Origin of the sequence: Nocardiopsis alkaliphila YIM 80379, assembly GCF_000341005.1 — a bacterium.
GTDB lineage: Bacteria > Actinomycetota > Actinomycetes > Streptosporangiales > Streptosporangiaceae > Nocardiopsis > Nocardiopsis alkaliphila.
Map to the genome: position 1 here is coordinate 41,900 of NZ_ANBD01000105.1, position 16,398 is coordinate 58,297.

Here is a 16,398-nt window from a genome sequence, read left to right on the forward strand (position 1 = left end):
GACGGTGCCGGGCACGGTGGTGGCTACGAGTGCGCACGGTCCTCCGCCTCTCGATGGTCCATGGCTTCCAGCATGCCAGAGACGCGCACGTGGCCGGCGCGACTACGCTTCAGACGGACAGTGAGTCGTAGAGGGCTGCTTGGAGGAATCACAGGTGCGTATCGCACGTTTCGCGGCCGGTGACGAAGTCGGGTTCGGTCTGGTCGAGGCGGACACGGACAGCGGGGAGGAGTTCGTCGCGAGGTTGAGCGGTCACCCGCTGTTGGGAGACATCAAGCTCACCGGTGAGCGTGCCAAGCTCTCCGACGTGCGGCTTCTGTCGCCGGTGTTGCCGACCAAGGTCGTGTGCATCGGCAAGAACTACGCGGACCACGTGGCGGAGATGAAGGACGTCACGGGGGAGGGCACGAAGGAGCCGGTGGTCTTCCTCAAGCCGTCGACCGCGGTCGCCGGTCCCCATGATCCGATCTTCTACCCGAAGGTCTCCGAACGGGTGGACTTCGAGGGCGAGATGGCCATCGTCATCTCCCGGCCCTGCCGCGAGGTACCGCGCGAGCGCGTCAAGGACGTCATCTTCGGGTACACGGTGGCCAACGACGTCACCGCCCGTGACCTGCAAAAGAAGGACAAGCAGTGGACACGGGCCAAGGGCTTCGACTCCTTCTGCCCGATCGGTCCATGGATCACCACCGGGCTGAGCGTCGAAGAGGCCCAAGACCTGCGGCTCACCACCACCGTGGACGGCGAGAATCGCCAAGACGGACGCACGTCACAGTTCATCCACGACATCGAGGGCATCATCTCCTATGTCTCCTCCTTCATGACCCTCCTTCCGGGCGACGTGCTCCTGACCGGCACTCCGGCCGGTGTGGGACCCGTCGAGGTCGGCCAAGAAGTGGCCGTCACGGTGGAGGGCCTGGGCACCATCACCAACCGGGTGGTCGCCCGGGACTGAGTCCGAACGAACCGTGCGCGGCTTGCGGCCCGCGCACGGTCCACCCGTCGGGGCGCGCCCCGACCGAGCGGAAGGACCGCCTCTTGGCGCCCCGAAGTCGACGCATCGTGCCCTTCGCCCTCACCGGCGCACTCGCTCTGGTCGTGGCCTTGGCGGGCTCTGGATTGTGGTTGCTCGGCAGGTCCTCCGAACCCGAACGCGCTCAGGTGCGGATCATGCTCGCCGGGGATTCCATGACCCATGGCGCGGATGGGGACCGAACCTGGCGCTACCACCTGTGGAACCATCTGGAACCGCACGTGGAGGGCCTGGACTTCGTGGGTCCCTTCACCGCCCCGGCCACCCCTGAACAGATCGTGTCGCCGGAGGTGGCCGGGACCGCGCGGGGGGAGGGGGATCCCGAGGGCGTCGACTATCGGGATCCCGACTTCGACCAGGACCACAACGCCCGCTGGGGGCGCAGCCTGGCCGACGCGGCCACCACCATCACCGCCGACGTCGCCGAGCACAGGCCGCACGTGTTGTGCGTCATGATCGGGATCAACGATCTGCTGCATCCCATCGGTGAGGAGGAGATGGAGCGGCGCATCCGCGCCTACGTGGAGGGCGCCCGGCGAGGGAACCCGAACGTCCACATCCTGATCGCCCAGGCTCCGCCCATCACCCTGGTCGAAAAGGACCAGGGCTTCGCGCTGCGCCTGTACGTGTACAACGAACTGGTCCGTGAGCTGGCCGAGGAGTTGTCCATGGTCCATTCCCGGGTGGTCTCCTTCGACCTGGCCAAGGCCGAGTCCTGGGACCCGTGGACCGACACCTACGACGGCACCCACCCCAACGAGGGCGGTGAGCTGAAGATCGCAGCGGGTTTCGCCGACGCGCTCTCCCGTTCCTTCGGCCTGGGCCCGGGTTACCAGCGTCCGCTGCCGATCGTCCCCTCCCAATGGTCATCCGGTCACTGACGGGGCCGCCTATACCCTGGAACACGTGACTGAGACTCCGATTCGTACCCGCTTCGCCCCGTCGCCCACGGGCATGTTCCACGTCGGTGGCGCACGTTCCGCGCTCTTCAACTGGGCCTTGGCCCAGCAGCGACCCGAGGGCCGCATGGTCCTGCGCGTCGAGGACACCGACGCCGCGCGCAATCGCCCCGAGTGGACCGAGGGCATCATTCGCGCGATGTCCTGGATCGGCATCGACGAGAGCGACCCGCACTTCGAAGGCCCCTACTTCCAGTCGGCCTACGTCGAAAAGCACCGCGAGACCGCCCAGGAGCTGTACCGTTCCGGCCGCGCCTACTACTGTGACTGCACCCGAGAACAGGTACAGGAGCGTCGAGACAACCCGAGCCTGGGCTATGACGGTTTCTGTCGGGACCGTGGCCTGGAGGCGGGCCCGGGACGCGCACTGCGCTTCCGGGTGCCCGAGGGCGGTCCCACGATCGTTCGGGATCAGATTCGCGGCGACGTGGAGTTCGAGCACTCCGCCATCGAGGACTTCGTGATCGCCCGCGCCGACGGTTCGCCGCTGTTCGTGCTGGCCAACGTCGTGGACGACGTTCAGATGCGCATCACGCACGTCATCCGGGGTGAGGAGCACCTGTCCAACACCCCCAAACAGCAGTTGCTGTGGGAGGCGCTGGAGCTGACCCCGCCGGTGTGGGCGCACTTGCCCGTCATCGTCAACGAACAGCGCAAGAAGTTGTCCAAACGCCGTGACAAGGTCGCCTTGGAGTCCTACCAGGAGGAGGGCTACCTGGCCGAGGCGATGGTCAACTACCTGATGTTGCTGGGGTGGGGTCCGGGCGAGGACCGCGAACTCATGCCGTGGTCGGAGATGATGCCGCTCTTTCGCATCCAGGACGTGAACAGCTCCAGCGCGTTCTTCGACGAGAAGAAGTTGCGCGCCTTCAACGGTGAGTACATCCGTGGGTTGTCGGTGGAGGACTTCATCGCGCGTTGCCGGCCGTGGCTGACCGGCGAGGACACCCCGTGGGAGGCCGAGGCCTACGACCCGGCGGTCTTCGCCGCCATCGCCCCGCTGGCACAGAGCCGGGTGTCCGTCCTCAGCGAGATCGTTCCCAACGTGGACTTCCTGTTCCTGAGCGAGCCGGTGGAGGACGACAAGAGCTGGAAGAAGGCGATGAAGCCGGGTGTGGGCAAGGAGATGGTGGAGGCGGCACTGGCGCGCTTCGCCGACCCCGGGCTGGAGTGGACGGCGGACGCCCTCAAGACCGCGACCGAGGAGACCGGCGCGTCCCTGGGGCTGAAGCTGGGCAAGGCGCAGGCTCCGGTGCGCGTGGCCGTCACCGGGCGGACCGTGGGGCTGCCGTTGTTCGAGTCCCTGGAGTTGCTGGGCCGTGAGCGGGTCCAGGCGCGCTTGGAGGCCGCCCTGGAGAAACTGCGGGCCCAGGAGAAGGCCTCCGAGGGCTGACCCGTCAGGGTCGCCGTTCGGGCACTGAGGCCGAGCAAGGACCCGAGGACGAGCGGGGTGGTCGGGGCCACAGCCCTCCCACCCCGTTTTCGGTTCGCGAGCACTCGGAATGTCCGCTAGAGTTGTCTACGTCGCCGAGGGGGACAGGGAAGCGGAAGCGGCCGAAGTCCTCCCGAAGCAATGGCCTATGGTGTAATCGGCAGCACGACTGATTCTGGTTCAGTTAGTCTAGGTTCGAGTCCTGGTAGGCCAGCTTGTTCACGGTTAACGCCGTGAACACGGGGCCCTCCGGGGCCGAAAGCGCGCCCCCGTCGTCTAGTGGCCTAGGACGCCGCCCTCTCAAGGCGGTAACGGCGGTTCGAATCCGCTCGGGGGTACCACGCTTCACGTTCCATGGGAATCACGTCCTGCCCCCGTCGTCTAGTGGCCTAGGACGCCGCCCTCTCAAGGCGGTAACGGCGGTTCGAATCCGCTCGGGGGTACCAGCAGTACATCGAAGAAGGCCCTACCCTTTCGGGTGGGGCCTTCCTTCGGTTCAGCCCATGCCCTCGTAGGTGTGCAGGGACTCGCTGATCTTCTCCGCGGCGGAGACCACCGCCTGGGAGTGCATACGTCCAGGGGAACGGGTCAGGCGCTCTATCGGGCCGGACACCGAGACCGCGGCGATCACCCGGCCACCCGGTCCGGCGACCGGCGCCGAGACCGACGCCACGCCCTGTTCGCGCTCGGCGACGCTCTGGGCCCAACGGCGGCGACGCACCTGGGCCAGACCGGCCGCGGTGAAGCGGGCCCCCACCAGGGAACGGCGGATGCGGTCGGAGTCCTCCCATGCGAGCAGGACCTGGGCCGCGGAGCCGGCGTTCATCGGCAATTCGCTGCCCACGGGAACGGTGTCGCGCAGGCCACTGCTGCGTTCGGAGGCGGCCACGCACACGCGCGTGTCGCCTTGACGGCGGTAGAGCTGGGCACTCTCACCGGTGAGGTCGCGTAGCTGGACCAGGATCGGCGCCGCCACGGCGAGCAGGCGATCCTCTCCAGTGGCGATCGACAGCTCACCCAGGCGGGGGCCTAGTACGAAACGGCCCTGGCTGTCCCTGGTCACCATGCGATGACGTTCCAGGGCGACGGCGAGACGGTGGGCGGTGGGGCGGGCCAGACCGGTGATCTGGACCAGCTGGGCCAAAGACGCGGGTCCCGATTCCAGGGCGTCGAGGACGGACATCGTCTTGTCCAGGACACCGACACCGCTGGATGAGCTAGAGTTGTCCATGGCTTGATATTGCCGTCTCGATATATGGAATGCAAGTCGGCCTGAGTCCCTGGAAGACACGGAAAGACACGGAAGAGGCGATCGCTCATGGCACGCACGATGGCCGAGAAGGTCTGGGAGGAGCACGTCGTTCGACGTGCCGAGGGCGAGCCGGACCTGCTCTACATCGACCTCCACCTCGTTCACGAGGTGACCAGCCCTCAGGCCTTCGAGGGTCTGCGTCTGGCCGGTCGCTCCGTGCGCCGTCCGGACCTGACCATCGCGACCGAGGACCACAACGTCCCCACGATGGACCTCCTCGCGCCCATCGCCGACCCGGTTTCGCGTAAACAGGTCGAGACGCTGCGCAAGAACTGCTCGGACTTCGGGGTACGTCTGCACCCCATGGGCGACATCGAGCAGGGCGTCGTCCACGTGGTCGGCCCCCAGCTCGGCCTCACCCAGCCCGGCATGACCGTCGTCTGTGGCGACAGTCACACCAGCACGCACGGCGCGTTCGGTGCCTTGGCCTTCGGTATCGGCACCAGCCAGGTCGAGCACGTCCTGGCCACCCAGACCCTGCCGATGCAGCCGTTCAAGACCATGGCCGTCACGGTCAACGGCAAGCTGCGGCCCGGTGTCACCGCCAAGGACATCATCCTCGCCGTGATCGCCAAGATCGGTACCGGTGGCGGTCAGGGCTACGTCATCGAGTACCGGGGCGAGGCCATCGAGGCACTGTCCATGGAGGCCCGCATGACGGTGTGCAACATGTCCATCGAGGCGGGTGCCCGTGCCGGGATGATCGCCCCGGACCAGACCACCTTCGACTACGTCCAAGGACGCCCGCACGCCCCGCGGGGCGCCGACTTCGACGCCGCCGTCGAGCACTGGAAGAGTCTGCGCACCGACGAGGGCGCCGAGTTCGACGCCGAAGTGGTCCTGGACGCCGACGAGTTGAGCCCGTTCGTCACCTGGGGCACCAACCCCGGCCAGGGCGTGCCGTTGGACGCCTCCGTGCCAGACCCGGCCTCCTATGAGGACCCCTCCGCGCGGGCCGCCGCCGAGAAGGCACTGGCGTACATGGACCTGGAGGCCGGTACGCCGATGCGTGAGGTCCGTGTGGACACCGTCTTCTTGGGCTCGTGCACCAATGGTCGGATCGAGGACCTCAGGGCCGCGGCCGAGGTCATCCGTGGCCGCAAGGTCGCCGACGGTGTGCGCATGTTGGTCGTCCCCGGTTCCATGCGGGTCAAGGAACAGGCCAACGAGGAGGGCTTGGGCAAGGTGTTCGAGGAGGCCGGCGCCGAGTGGCGTGAAGCGGGTTGCTCGATGTGCCTGGGCATGAATCCGGACCAGCTCAAGCCGGGAGAGCGCAGCGCCTCCACCTCCAACCGCAACTTCGAGGGCCGCCAGGGCCGGGGCGGACGCACCCACCTGGTCTCCCCGCTGGTGGCCGCCGCCACTGCGGTGCGCGGCACCCTGTCCTCCCCGGCCGACCTGTAGCCGCCCCGATCCGTTAGGAGAGTCCTCTCATGGAGAAGTTCGACGTCCACACCGGTCGGGCCGTCCCGCTGCGAGAGAGCAACGTCGACACCGACCAGATCATCCCCGCCGTCTACCTCAAGCGTGTGAGCCGTACCGGTTTCGAGGACGGCCTGTTCGCCGAGTGGCGTCGGTCCGACCCTGACTTCGTGCTCAACCGCCCCGAGTACGAAGGTGCGACCGTGCTGGTCGCCGGTCCCGACTTCGGCACCGGTTCCTCCCGTGAACACGCCGTGTGGGCCCTACAGGACTACGGGTTCAAGGTCGTGTTGTCCTCCAGGTTCGCCGACATCTTCCGCGGCAACTCGCTCAAGGGCGGCCTGCTGACCGTCCTGCTGCCCCAGGAGGTCATCGACCGCGTCTGGAGCGCGGTGGAGGCCGAACCGACCACCGAGGTGACCGTGGACCTGGTGGAGCGTCGAGTCCGCGTGCCGGCCGCGCGGGTGGATGAGTCGTTCGAGTTGGACGACTACACCCGCTGGCGGTTGATGGAGGGACTGGACGACATCGCCTTGACGCTCCGTCACACCGACGACATCACGGCCTTCGAGGCGACCCGGCAGCCCTGGAAGCCGGTCACGATGTAGTCACGGCGTGGACCGGAAGGCCCTTCTGGGCACGGGATCGGGCGGTGTTGTGACGCAGCACACCCCCGATCCCGAATAATTTTACCTTTACTTCTTGTGAGCATTCGCTTACTGCCTTTGTGCGCTTAAGGGTGGCGGTGCTGGCGTCCGGAATCCGGTTATACGTAGGCTTTTGAGGCCCACAGAAGGGGGCAAAAGGGGCGCGTTCCCCTTGAGGTCTCCTCCAGCCCTTCCGTTGCGGAGCGTGACATCGCAGGTGAGGAGGGGGCCGACACGCCCTTCCCACAGGCGTTTGTATTTGTGTAAAGGCCTCTGCGTCCCCTAATTTCGTGCGAGCAAGGGGGAACCGGAGGAACCTTATGAACAAGCGTGACCTGATCGACGCGATCTCCGACCGTCTCGGAGACAAGAAGACCGCGACCGAAGCGGTCAACGCTGTGCTTGAGACCATTCAGGCCACCGTGGCGTCGGGCGACAAGGTCGCCATCACGGGCTTCGGCGTTTTCGAGAAGTCCGAGCGCGCGGCTCGCACCGCCCGCAACCCCGCGACGGGTGCCACCATCAACGTCCCCGCGAGCTTCGTTCCGAAGTTCCGGGCCGGCGCTGACTTCAAGGCCTTGGTCAACGGCGACAAGAAGTAGTCCGTTCGTCACCGACGAGCAGACGTGTCCGCCCGGGGTCCCACGTGGGGTCCCGGGCGGAGCGCTGTCCGGTGCCTCGAAGCCTTCAGAAGGCCACAGGCGCCTCAGAGCGCCTGTGTTGACTCATAGGGTGACAAGCGTCCCAGCAGGGCCTGTGTGCGTGGTCCCAGCCCTAGGGCGGCGGCAGCGGTCAGATCCTCCGGGGTGTCCACGTCTCGGCGCACCGATTCCACCCCCGCGAGCGACAGTTCGCGGGCCCCACCCGCCAGGTGCCGGGCACGTGAAGTGCCTTCGAAGGCCGGTTCGAAGGGTCTGCCGGGCGCCGCCGCCAACAGGGTGGTCCCCACCCCGGGCGAATCCGCGAGGAAGGACCGATCGTGCGCGGAGGCCGCCGTCAACACCCGCTCCAACTCCACCGGGCGCAGCGCGGGCAGGTCCGCCGACAACGCGCATACCCCCGAGTCCGGCCACAGGGATCGAGCGGTGCGCGCCCCGTGCTCCAAGGCCGGGTTCAGCCCACCGCCGGGTTCTCCGGGCACCACCACCGCGCCGAGCCTCGCCAATTCGGCACCCGCACGCGGATCCTCGGTCACCACGAACACCGAACCGGTGGCCGCACAGGCGCGGGCGGCGGCCACCGTGTCGCAGGCGATCGCGAGCGCGAACTCCTCGCGCAGTTCCCCGGCGGCCCGGGCCAGTCGACTCTTGGCCAGACCGAGGTGCTTGACTGGGACGATCAGGGACCAGCGCACCTCGGGCCCAAGAGCCCCGCCCCGCCTTCCAAAGCCGGTCACGCTTCCCCCGGGACATGTTGATACGGCTACGACAATGATGAGGGTAGGTGTTGGGGAATGGCGCGGCGCGGACACCCTAGACTGAATCGGTTGTGCTTCCGAGGCCTTGAGCGGGCGGGGAGCGAGAAGTGAGGAGTCCCGTGGCCAAGCAAAGAGAATCGCGATGGGTCAAGTGGGTCGTGTCCCGGATCGTGCGCTTCGCCCTCTGGCTGGTGACCAAGCCGGAGTGGAAGGGGACCGAGAACGTCCCCGCCCAAGGCGGAGTGATCATCGCGACCAACCATCTTTCCGTGACCGACCCGCTGACGGTCGCCCACTTCCTCTACATCGGTACCCGCCGCTGGCCCACCTTCACCATGAAGGACGCGGTCATGAAGATCCCCGTGGTCCGATCGGTGGCCAAGAGCACGGGACAGATCCCGATCAAACGCAACAGCGCCGACGCGGTCAAGGCACTGGGCGAGGCCGAGAAGGCGCTCGTCGAGGACGGTTCGTCGGTGATCATCTACCCTGAGGGCACCTGCACCCGGGACCCGGAACTGTGGCCGATGACGGCCAAGAACGGTGTGGCACGTCTGGCGTTGACCACCGGTGTCCCGGTGATCCCCGTGGCGCACTGGGGTGAACAACACCTGCTTCCCTACGGCGAGAAGAAGCCCCACTTGCTGCCCCCGCGCAAGCGCGTCCAGTTCAGGGCCGGCCCCGCCGTGGACCTGTCCGAGTTCCGGGACCAGCCGATCACCACCACCGTGCTGGACGGCGCCACCCGGGCGATCATGGCCGACATCACCGCCCTTCAGGCCGAGATCCGAGGTGAGGAAGCGCCCACGGAGCCCTTCGACTTCAGGAAGGCTCGCAAGAAGCGGGCCGACAGTGACAACGGGAAGAACAACGCGGGGGCATGAGCGAGCACATGAGCGCTGACAAGGTGAAGGTCGCGGTCCTGGGCAGTGGTTCCTGGGGGACCACGTTCGCCAACGTCGTCGCCGACGCCGCGGACCTGGCCGGTAGGTCGGGGGAGGGCCCCACCGTCGAGGTGGTCCTGTGGGGGCGCCGGGCCTCGGTCGTGGACGCGATCAACGACAGCGCACAAAACCCCGAATACTTTCCGGGCGTCCTGCTCAACGCCGGACTGCGCGCCACCACCGACCCGGCCGAGGCACTCGTCGAGGCCCGGGTCGTGGTGCTGGCCGTCCCCTCTCAGTCGTTGCGCGCCAACCTCGCCGTCTGGAAGGAGCACATCCCCTCCGACGCGGTGGTGGTCAGCCTCATGAAGGGGGTCGAGCTCGGCACCCTGATGCGGATGAGCCAGGTGATCGCCGAGGCCCTGGAGTTCCCCGAGGAGCGGATCGCGGTGGTCTCCGGCCCCAACCTGGCCGGGGAGATCGCCGAACGCCAGCCGGCCACCGCAGTGGTGGCCTGCCCACACGAGGAGACCGCCGTCTTCCTCCAAGGGCTCTTCAAGTCGGCGTACTTTCGCCCCTACACCAGTACCGACCTGGTCGGCGTGGAGATCGGCGGCGCCATGAAGAACGTCATCGGTCTGGCCGTGGGCGTGGCCGAGGGCATGGGGTTCGGGGACAACACCAAGGCATCGCTCATCACCCGCGGCCTGGCCGAGACCACGCGTTTGGCGGTGACGCTCGGCGCCGACGAGCACACCCTGTCCGGCCTGGCCGGAATGGGGGACCTGGTCGCGACATGCTCCTCCCCGCTGTCGCGGAACCGGACCTTCGGTGAGAAACTTGGCGCGGGCAAGACCCTCGAACAGGTCATCGCGGAGACCAGTCAGACGGCCGAAGGGGTCAAGTCCTCCGAGTCGATCCTCGAACTCGGATGGGCCCACGGGGTCGACATGCCGATCACCGAGTCCGTCGTCAAGATGATGCACCACGATCTGAGTCCGGCACAGGCGCTCGCGCAGTTCATGTCGCGCAGCACCAAGCCGGAGCGGTACGGAGTCTGAGAGCGAGCACGATGTCACACACAGCCGAGTCCGGACAGAAGGGTGAACACACCAGGGCGGTCTCCCTTCCCCGGTCGTTCGTACCCGCCGGACGCCCGATGCGGATGCCCGTCCACCGTGCCACCACGTACGAGTTCGACAGCTCCCAGGAGTTCGCGGACGTCCTGAACGGCGTCCGAGACGGCTACTCCTACGCGCGTATCGAAAGCCCCACCGCGGACGCCTTCGCGGAGGCGGTCGCGGCGTTGGAGGGTGTGGGATCGCCGGGCCCGGTGCGTGGGCAGTCCTTCGCCTCCGGCATGGCCGCGATCAGCACCGTCCTGTTGGCCCTGACCGAGGCCGGGGCGCACGTGGTGGCGGCCCGTTCCATCTACGGCAACACCTACTCACTGCTGAACGGGCTGCTCCGTAGGTTCGGGGTACGCACGGACTTCGTGGACATCACCGACCTGGACGCCGTACGCGCCGCCGTGACCCCCCACACACGCGTGGTGTTCACCGAGACGCTGTCCAACCCCACCATGACCGTCTCCGACCTGCCGGGCCTGGCACGGATCTCCCAGGAGGTCGGCGCCGCCCTGGTGGTGGACTCCACGTTCGCCTCTCCCGCGGTGTGCCGGCCCTTGGAGTTCGGCGCGGACGTCGTGGTGCACTCGGCCACCAAGTATCTGGGCGGCCACAGCGACGCCACGGGCGGTGTGGCGGTGGCCTCACCCGCCCTGATGGAACGCATCCGTTCGGCGCGGGTGGACCTGGGGCCGTGTCTGGCTCCGGACGAGGCGTACCTGCTCCACCGTGGCCTGGAGACCTTGCCCCTGCGGGTTCAGCGTCAATGCGAGACCGCCGCGACCCTGGCGGCCGCCTTGGAGGGGCACCCGGCCGTGGAACGGATCGACCATCCCTCGCTCGCCTCGCACCCCGAACACGTCCTGGCCGGCAAGTTGTTCGACACCGGTCGTTACGGTGCCGTGGTCACGGTGCACCCCAAGGGCGGCCGGGAGGAGGGCATGGCCTTCGTCGACCGCCTGAGGGTGGCCGTCATCGCCGCGTCCCTGGGCGGTACACACACCCTGGTGGGACACGTGTCCTCCACCTCGCACCGGAACATGACCGAGGCCGAGTTGGCGGACGCGGGCGTCTCCCCGGGCGCGGTACGGTTCTCCATCGGTCTGGAGGATCCCCAGGACCTCGTCGATGACGTCTTGGTGGCGCTCGACGGGGAAAACTGAAGGGGACGATTCACCCCGTTCCGGTTCCATCGGTAGGCAGATAAGGTCAGGCAGCATGTCCCAGCAGCGCAAGATTCGGGTCGCCGTCGTCTTCGGCGGGCGCAGTTCCGAGCACGAGATCTCCTGCGTCACCGCGGGCAGCGTCCTGTCCGTCATCGACCCGGACCGCTACGAGGTCGTGCCGGTGGGGATCACTCCCACCGGTAACTGGGTCCTGGCCTCGGGAGACCCCGAGAGTCTGCGCATCGACACGGAGACCAAAGCGTTGCCGAGCGTCTCCGAGGATGGTCTCGACCTGGCGCTGCCGTTCGACGTCGCCGGCCAGCTCATGACCGTGTCACCGGAGGAAGGGCCACGGCGTCTGGCCGAGGTGGACGTGGTGCTGCCGTTGCTGCACGGTCCCTTCGGCGAGGACGGCACCATCCAAGGGCTCTTCGAGATGATGGGCGTGCGCTACGCGGGCGCCGGGGTGTTCTCCAGCGCCGCGGCCATGGACAAGGTGTTCATGAAGGCGATGCTGGTGGGCAACGGCATCCCCACCAGTGACTTCGTCGCCATCACCGATCGCACCTGGAAGAACGAGCGAAAGCGGATCCTGGACGACGTCGCCGAGTTGGGCGCGACGGTCTTCGTCAAGCCGGCCCGCGCCGGCAGCAGCGTGGGTATCTCCAAGGTGAAGGACTCCTCCGACACCGACGCGGTGATCGCCGCCGTGGAGGCCGCCCGTGAGCACGACCCCAAGGTCCTGGTGGAGGCCCAGGTCCTCGGTCGAGAGATCGAGTGCGGCGTGCTGGAGTCCGAGGACGGTGGCGTGCCGGACGTCTCCCACCCGGCTGAGGTGCACGTGGCCGAGGGCTTCGACTTCTACGACTTCGAGGCCAAGTACCTGTCCACGTCCAGCTTGACCATCCCCGCGCGGATCCCGGAGGAGGTCACCGCCCGCCTGCGGCAGATGGCCGCCGACGTGTTCGAGGCCATGGGGTGTGAGGGGCTGGCCCGAGTGGACTTCTTCTACACCGAGGACGGACGGGTCCTGGTCAACGAACTGAACACCATGCCCGGCTTCACCCCGGCCTCGGCGTTCCCGCAGATGTGGGAGGCCACCGGAGTGGACTACGCGGCACTGGTGGAGCGGATGATCACCACGGCCCTGCGCCGAAATCCCGGCCTGCGCTGACGGTACCTGCTCGATTCCCTGGGGACCCCTCCGGAGAAGACCTGCTCTGGAGTGGTGCTTTGGCCGCGCTCGGAAACGTTCCGGATGCCACGGGAAGGCGCACACGCGGTGCGCCGTTCGAGGCGACTCCGTTCACCTGCCCGAACCCTTCGGCATCGAGGCGTCCGCTGCCGCTCTGACGACTCCGAGGTCTCGCCGGGGGCGGGCGACCACCTGGTCACCCGCCCCTTCGTATCGCCTTTCAGGTTTCGGCCCCTTCGGGCAGCAGCTCGCGGGCGAGGATCGTTCCTCCCGCGGTCGCGGCCGGGAACACCGCCACGGCCACGAACGGGATGGCCAGCAGGAAATAGGTGGGAATCGCGAAGCCCAGGACCCGCCAGCGGTGCCGGCCCATGTGGCGCCGTCGGTCCCGGATCCGGAACATGCCACGCCGGTCGAAAGAGCTCGCGGTGAGTTCGATGCCCAGCAACCAGCCGCCCATCACGGCGGTCAACACCGGACCCAAAAGCCAGCCCAACAACGGGATCAAGCCGAGCAGGAACGCGCCCACGGTCACCACGAGGGAAACCAGCACCATGCCCACGGACTGGCGGAGGGCACGAACGATCGAGGCCATCAGTGACTCCTCGGCGGCCTCGGGAACCTCCCCCAGTTCCTCTTCGACCATTTCGGCGATCCTGTCGTAGATCGGCGCCCCCAGGGTCAGGGTCACCGTGGTGAAGGCCACGACCATCACCAGGATCGACCCCACCAGCAGGCCCAGGGCCAGGGCGCCGCGCACCAACCCCCGCCAGGTGGTGTCCCAATCGGCGGCGAACGGTGTCGCCCAGGCCACCAGGTCCTCCAGGTTGAGGAACAGGGTGATCAGTGCCGCCAGGAAGAGCAGCGAAGTGATCAGCGCCGGAAGGGCGCCCAGGAAGAACAGACGGGGTTTGCGCAGGACGATGCCCAGACCGCGCAGGAGCGTGCCGAAACCGGCGAGGGCCTCACGTACGGGATTCACAGCCGAACCCTAGCGCTGGTACACGTCCCCGTACCATCCATCCTCCGCCACCAGTTCGGTGTGGGTGCCCGATTGCAGCACCCGACCGTCACGGACCACGTAGATCCGGTCCACCCGGTCCAAGCCGGTCAGGTCGTGGGTGATGAGCAGGGTGGAGAATCCCTCGGCCGCGGCGAGCAGGTCCGCCATGACGGCGTCGCGGGTGTCCGGGTCCAGGTGGGCGGTGGGCTCGTCCAGCACCAGCACCCGGGGCGCGGCCAGCACCGCGCGCGCCAGGGCCAACCGTTGGCGCATCCCACCGCTCAGTCCCAGCCCGTGCGAACCCACCTGGGTGTCCAGACCCTTGGGCATCGATTCGACCTCACCGGCCAGCCGCACACGGCGCAGCGCGGCCCACAGTTCGTCGTCCGGCGCCCCCGGCTTGGCCAGGCGCAGGTTCTCACGCAGGGTGGAACCGAACACGTGCGGGTCCTGTGGCACTCCGGACACCGATCGACGTACCTCATCGGCGGGATAGTCGGTGATGTCGATGCCGCCGATCTCCACCCGACCCTCGTCGGGGTCGCGAAAACGCAGCAGAACCGAGGCCAAGGTGCTCTTACCCGCCCCGCTGGGACCGATCACGGCCACCGTGGCCCCGGCGGGGATCTCCAGGTCCACCCCGTCCAAGGCCCACGGTTCCCGGGGCCCGTAGCGCACCCTCAGGTCACGAACGTGGACGGTGGCCTCCGAGTCCGGATCGATCCGCAGGCCCTCCTGGGAAGGGGGCGCGACCGAGGGAGGGGTGTCCAAGACCCCGAACAGGCGAGCTCCGCTCGCCCGGATCGATCCCAGCCGGGAGGCGACGGCGGGCAACGGCGCGACGATCTCGAAGGCGGCGAGGGTGGTCAACACCAACACCGCCAGGGCGGTGGGCCCGATCGTGCCATCCTCCACGGCGAGCACCCCCAGGAACAGCGCGCCCCACACGGTCAGTCCGGTGATCAGGGTGTTGGCACCCTCGCTCAGGCCGAGGATGGCCGCGTCACGCCGGGCCAGACGGGTGAGTTCGGCGTCGGCCTCCTCCACCCGGGCGACCTGGCGGTCCATGGCCCCGTAGGCGACCAGGTCGGGGGCGCCCTGAAGGGTGTCCACGAGGGCGGTCGAGAGCGTTCCGCGCGCCTTGGCCTCGCGTTGTCCGGGTTTTTTGTTCAGGGCGGCGGCCATCAGGGGCACGGCGAGTCCGGCGAGCAGCAGCCCGGCGGCCAACGTCAGGCCGCCGGGTGCGTACACCACGGTCAGGACCAGCACGGCGGCGCCACCGGTGACCACCGACACCAGGGGCGGGGTCAGCCCTCGCACCAGCAGGTCGAGGGTGGCCTCGGTGTCGTTGACCAACCGCGAGACCAGATCGCCGGAGCGGAACCGACCGAAGGGTTCGGTACGGGCCAGACGTTCGTACACCCGTACCCGAACCCGTGCCAGGACACGGAAGGCCGCGTCGTGGGTGACCAGACGTTCCAGGTAACGGCTCACCCCCTTGCTCACGCCCAGGGCACGGGTGGCGACCACGGCCACGCTCAGCGCGGTGATGGAGGGGTGGTTCGCGGCGGTGGCCAGCATCCACGCGGCCACCCCCAGCAGGGCCACCCCGGATCCGGTGGCGGCGGCACCGAGCAGGACGCCCAAGGCGAAGCGCGCGCTACGCGGCCGTGCCAGGGCGATCATCCGGCTCAGTGGGTCGGTGGAGATGGCGCTCATCGGAGGACCTTCTCGGTCGGAAGCGACAGATGGGCGGTACGCAGGTGGCCACCCGCCACGGACTCGGCCCAGCCGGTGTCGTGGGCGACGATCACCGCGGTGCGACCTTCCAAGAGCCGAGCCACGGCGGTGCGCACCGCTGCGGCGTTCTCCGGATCCAAGTGGGCGGTGGGTTCGTCCAGCAGGACCAGAGGGGCGTCGCGGCACATCGCCCGGGCCAATGCGATCCGTTGACGCTGACCGGCGGACAGGCGAGTACCGCGTTCACCGAGTCGGGTGTCGTAGCCGTCCGGCAGGGCGGAGACGAACTCGTCGGCCTCGGCCAGGCGTGCGGCCTCGCGAACCCGTTCCAGGTCGGCTCCGGGTGCGCCCAGTCGGATGTTGTCGGCCACGGACACGTCGAACAGGTAGGGGTGCTGGGGAACCCAGGCGATCCCCAGTCGCCAGTCGTGCGCCGGAACCTTCTCCAAGGGAGTCCACTCACCCCCGGGGGCGCGGACGCTGATCCGACCCTGGGTGGGCTCGCTCAGGCGTAGCAGCAGCGACAGCAGGGTCGTCTTGCCCGAGCCGCTGGGACCGGTGAGCAGCAGGTGTTCTCCGGCCCGCACGGTCAGGTCCACCCCGGAAAGGGCGGGAAGGTCACGGCCGGGGTATCGCAGACCCACCCCCTCCAATCGCAGGTCCCCGGAGGCGGCGGGGGAGGGGCGCCCGGTCGGTACGGGGACGGGGACGTCGGGATCGTCGCCGCGTTCACGGTCCAGTTCGGTGAAGACCTGTTCGGCGGCGGCGACCCCCTCCATGCTGGCGTGGAAGCGCGCGCCCACCTCGCGCAGCGGAAGGTAGGCCTCGGGTGCCAGGATCAGGACGAGCAGGGCGGTCTGGTAGTCCATGTGTCCGCCCAGCAGCCGTAGCCCCACCTCGACGGCGACCAGGGCCACCGCGAGGGTGGCCAACAGTTCTAGGGCGAAGGCGGACAAGAACGCGATCCGCAGGGTGCCCATGGTGGCCTTGCGGTGGTCGTCGCCGACCTTGCGGATGATGGCGGCCTGGGCCTTGGCCCGGCGGAACACCGCCAGTGTCGG

Annotated in this window: 15 protein-coding genes and 3 tRNA genes; 13 read left to right on the forward strand and 5 right to left on the reverse strand. The window is 68.2% G+C overall.

The window, feature by feature from the left end; all coding sequences use genetic code 11:
* Positions 1 to 154: 154 nt before the first annotated feature.
* The 6 genes from D472_RS0115405 to D472_RS0115430 all read left to right on the forward strand — a co-directional run bounded on the left by D472_RS0115405 (position 155) and on the right by D472_RS0115430 (position 3,870).
* Entirely contained in the window at positions 155 to 955 is an 801-nt protein-coding gene (locus tag D472_RS0115405; RefSeq protein ID WP_017605377.1) for a fumarylacetoacetate hydrolase family protein, read from the forward strand.
* A gap of 83 nt (positions 956 to 1,038) precedes the next feature.
* On the forward strand, positions 1,039 to 1,914 hold the full coding sequence (locus D472_RS0115410) for a GDSL-type esterase/lipase family protein (RefSeq protein WP_017605378.1): 876 nt from the start codon (positions 1,039 to 1,041) through the stop codon (positions 1,912 to 1,914).
* Positions 1,915 to 1,939: 25 nt separating this feature from the next.
* Positions 1,940 to 3,385 carry a glutamate--tRNA ligase gene (gltX, locus tag D472_RS0115415; RefSeq protein ID WP_083903491.1) on the forward strand — a complete coding sequence of 482 codons (1,446 nt, stop codon included), beginning with the start codon at positions 1,940 to 1,942 and terminating at the stop codon, positions 3,383 to 3,385.
* A 181-nt stretch (positions 3,386 to 3,566) separates the two neighbouring features.
* Positions 3,567 to 3,638, forward strand: a tRNA-Gln gene (locus D472_RS0115420).
* A 51-nt stretch (positions 3,639 to 3,689) separates the two neighbouring features.
* Positions 3,690 to 3,765: transfer RNA gene (locus D472_RS0115425), tRNA-Glu, on the forward strand.
* Positions 3,766 to 3,794: 29 nt separating this feature from the next.
* Positions 3,795 to 3,870, forward strand: a tRNA-Glu gene (locus D472_RS0115430).
* Positions 3,871 to 3,920: 50 nt separating this feature from the next.
* Here the strand turns inward: D472_RS0115430 and D472_RS0115435 are convergent.
* On the reverse strand, positions 3,921 to 4,607 hold the full coding sequence (locus tag D472_RS0115435) for an IclR family transcriptional regulator (protein ID WP_017605380.1): 687 nt from the start codon (positions 4,605 to 4,607) through the stop codon (positions 3,921 to 3,923).
* 135 nt (positions 4,608 to 4,742) lie between these two features.
* Here D472_RS0115435 and leuC point away from each other — a divergent pair, with 135 nt between their 5' ends.
* From leuC to D472_RS0115450, 3 genes are all read left to right on the forward strand, one after another.
* Positions 4,743 to 6,140 (forward strand): 3-isopropylmalate dehydratase large subunit, encoded by a 1,398-nt coding sequence (gene leuC / locus D472_RS0115440; RefSeq protein WP_017605381.1) that lies wholly within the window; start codon positions 4,743 to 4,745, stop codon positions 6,138 to 6,140.
* Between the two features lie 29 nt (positions 6,141 to 6,169).
* A complete protein-coding gene (gene leuD, locus D472_RS0115445) occupies positions 6,170 to 6,766 on the forward strand; it encodes a 3-isopropylmalate dehydratase small subunit (RefSeq protein WP_017605382.1) in 597 nt (198 codons plus the stop codon).
* A gap of 359 nt (positions 6,767 to 7,125) precedes the next feature.
* Positions 7,126 to 7,407, forward strand: coding sequence for an HU family DNA-binding protein (locus D472_RS0115450; protein ID WP_014910144.1), 282 nt, complete (start codon positions 7,126 to 7,128; stop codon positions 7,405 to 7,407).
* A 104-nt stretch (positions 7,408 to 7,511) separates the two neighbouring features.
* On the opposite strand, the gene cofC is transcribed toward D472_RS0115450, so the two are convergent.
* Positions 7,512 to 8,159 (reverse strand): 2-phospho-L-lactate guanylyltransferase, encoded by a 648-nt coding sequence (cofC, locus tag D472_RS0115455; protein ID WP_017605383.1) that lies wholly within the window; start codon positions 8,157 to 8,159, stop codon positions 7,512 to 7,514.
* 182 nt (positions 8,160 to 8,341) lie between these two features.
* Between cofC and D472_RS0115460 the strand changes: the two genes are divergently transcribed.
* Genes D472_RS0115460 through D472_RS0115475 form a run of 4 tightly spaced genes read left to right on the forward strand, consistent with a single transcriptional unit; the run spans position 8,342 to position 12,573 of the window.
* Complete coding sequence (locus D472_RS0115460; RefSeq protein ID WP_017605384.1) at positions 8,342 to 9,106, forward strand: lysophospholipid acyltransferase family protein; 765 nt, start codon at positions 8,342 to 8,344, stop codon at positions 9,104 to 9,106.
* Entirely contained in the window at positions 9,103 to 10,167 is a 1,065-nt protein-coding gene (locus D472_RS0115465; protein ID WP_017605385.1) for an NAD(P)H-dependent glycerol-3-phosphate dehydrogenase, read from the forward strand. The genes D472_RS0115460 and D472_RS0115465 overlap by 4 nt, the downstream gene beginning before the upstream one ends.
* An 11-nt stretch (positions 10,168 to 10,178) precedes the next feature.
* Positions 10,179 to 11,396, forward strand: coding sequence for a trans-sulfuration enzyme family protein (locus D472_RS0115470; RefSeq protein WP_017605386.1), 1,218 nt, complete (start codon positions 10,179 to 10,181; stop codon positions 11,394 to 11,396).
* A 55-nt stretch (positions 11,397 to 11,451) separates the two neighbouring features.
* Positions 11,452 to 12,573 (forward strand): D-alanine--D-alanine ligase family protein, encoded by a 1,122-nt coding sequence (locus tag D472_RS0115475; RefSeq protein ID WP_017605387.1) that lies wholly within the window; start codon positions 11,452 to 11,454, stop codon positions 12,571 to 12,573.
* A gap of 241 nt (positions 12,574 to 12,814) precedes the next feature.
* On the opposite strand, the gene D472_RS0115480 is transcribed toward D472_RS0115475, so the two are convergent.
* The 3 genes from D472_RS0115480 to cydD all read right to left on the reverse strand — a co-directional run.
* On the reverse strand, positions 12,815 to 13,576 hold the full coding sequence (locus D472_RS0115480) for an EI24 domain-containing protein (protein WP_017605388.1): 762 nt from the start codon (positions 13,574 to 13,576) through the stop codon (positions 12,815 to 12,817).
* A 9-nt stretch (positions 13,577 to 13,585) separates the two neighbouring features.
* On the reverse strand, positions 13,586 to 15,316 hold the full coding sequence (gene cydC / locus D472_RS0115485) for a thiol reductant ABC exporter subunit CydC (RefSeq protein WP_017605389.1): 1,731 nt from the start codon (positions 15,314 to 15,316) through the stop codon (positions 13,586 to 13,588).
* Positions 15,313 to 16,398, reverse strand: a 1,086-nt coding sequence (gene cydD / locus D472_RS25655; protein WP_017605390.1) for a thiol reductant ABC exporter subunit CydD, incomplete at its 5' end; no start/stop codon positions are given. The genes cydC and cydD, both read right to left, overlap by 4 nt.

Excerpts from the sequence above, each read along its gene's own strand:
- D472_RS0115465 (WP_017605385.1), top strand. The coding sequence starts at position 9,103 with ATGAGCGAGCACATGAGCGCTGACAAGGTGAAGGTCGCGGTCCTGGGC.
- D472_RS0115450 (WP_014910144.1), top strand. The coding sequence starts at position 7,126 with ATGAACAAGCGTGACCTGATCGACGCGATCTCCGACCGTCTCGGAGAC.
- D472_RS0115470 (WP_017605386.1), top strand. The coding sequence starts at position 10,179 with ATGTCACACACAGCCGAGTCCGGACAGAAGGGTGAACACACCAGGGCG.
- D472_RS0115435 (WP_017605380.1), bottom strand. The coding sequence starts at position 4,607 with ATGTCCGTCCTCGACGCCCTGGAATCGGGACCCGCGTCTTTGGCCCAG.
- leuD (WP_017605382.1), top strand. The coding sequence starts at position 6,170 with ATGGAGAAGTTCGACGTCCACACCGGTCGGGCCGTCCCGCTGCGAGAG.
- cydC (WP_017605389.1), bottom strand. The coding sequence starts at position 15,316 with ATGAGCGCCATCTCCACCGACCCACTGAGCCGGATGATCGCCCTGGCA.
- D472_RS0115475 (WP_017605387.1), top strand. The coding sequence starts at position 11,452 with ATGTCCCAGCAGCGCAAGATTCGGGTCGCCGTCGTCTTCGGCGGGCGC.
- leuC (WP_017605381.1), top strand. The coding sequence starts at position 4,743 with ATGGCACGCACGATGGCCGAGAAGGTCTGGGAGGAGCACGTCGTTCGA.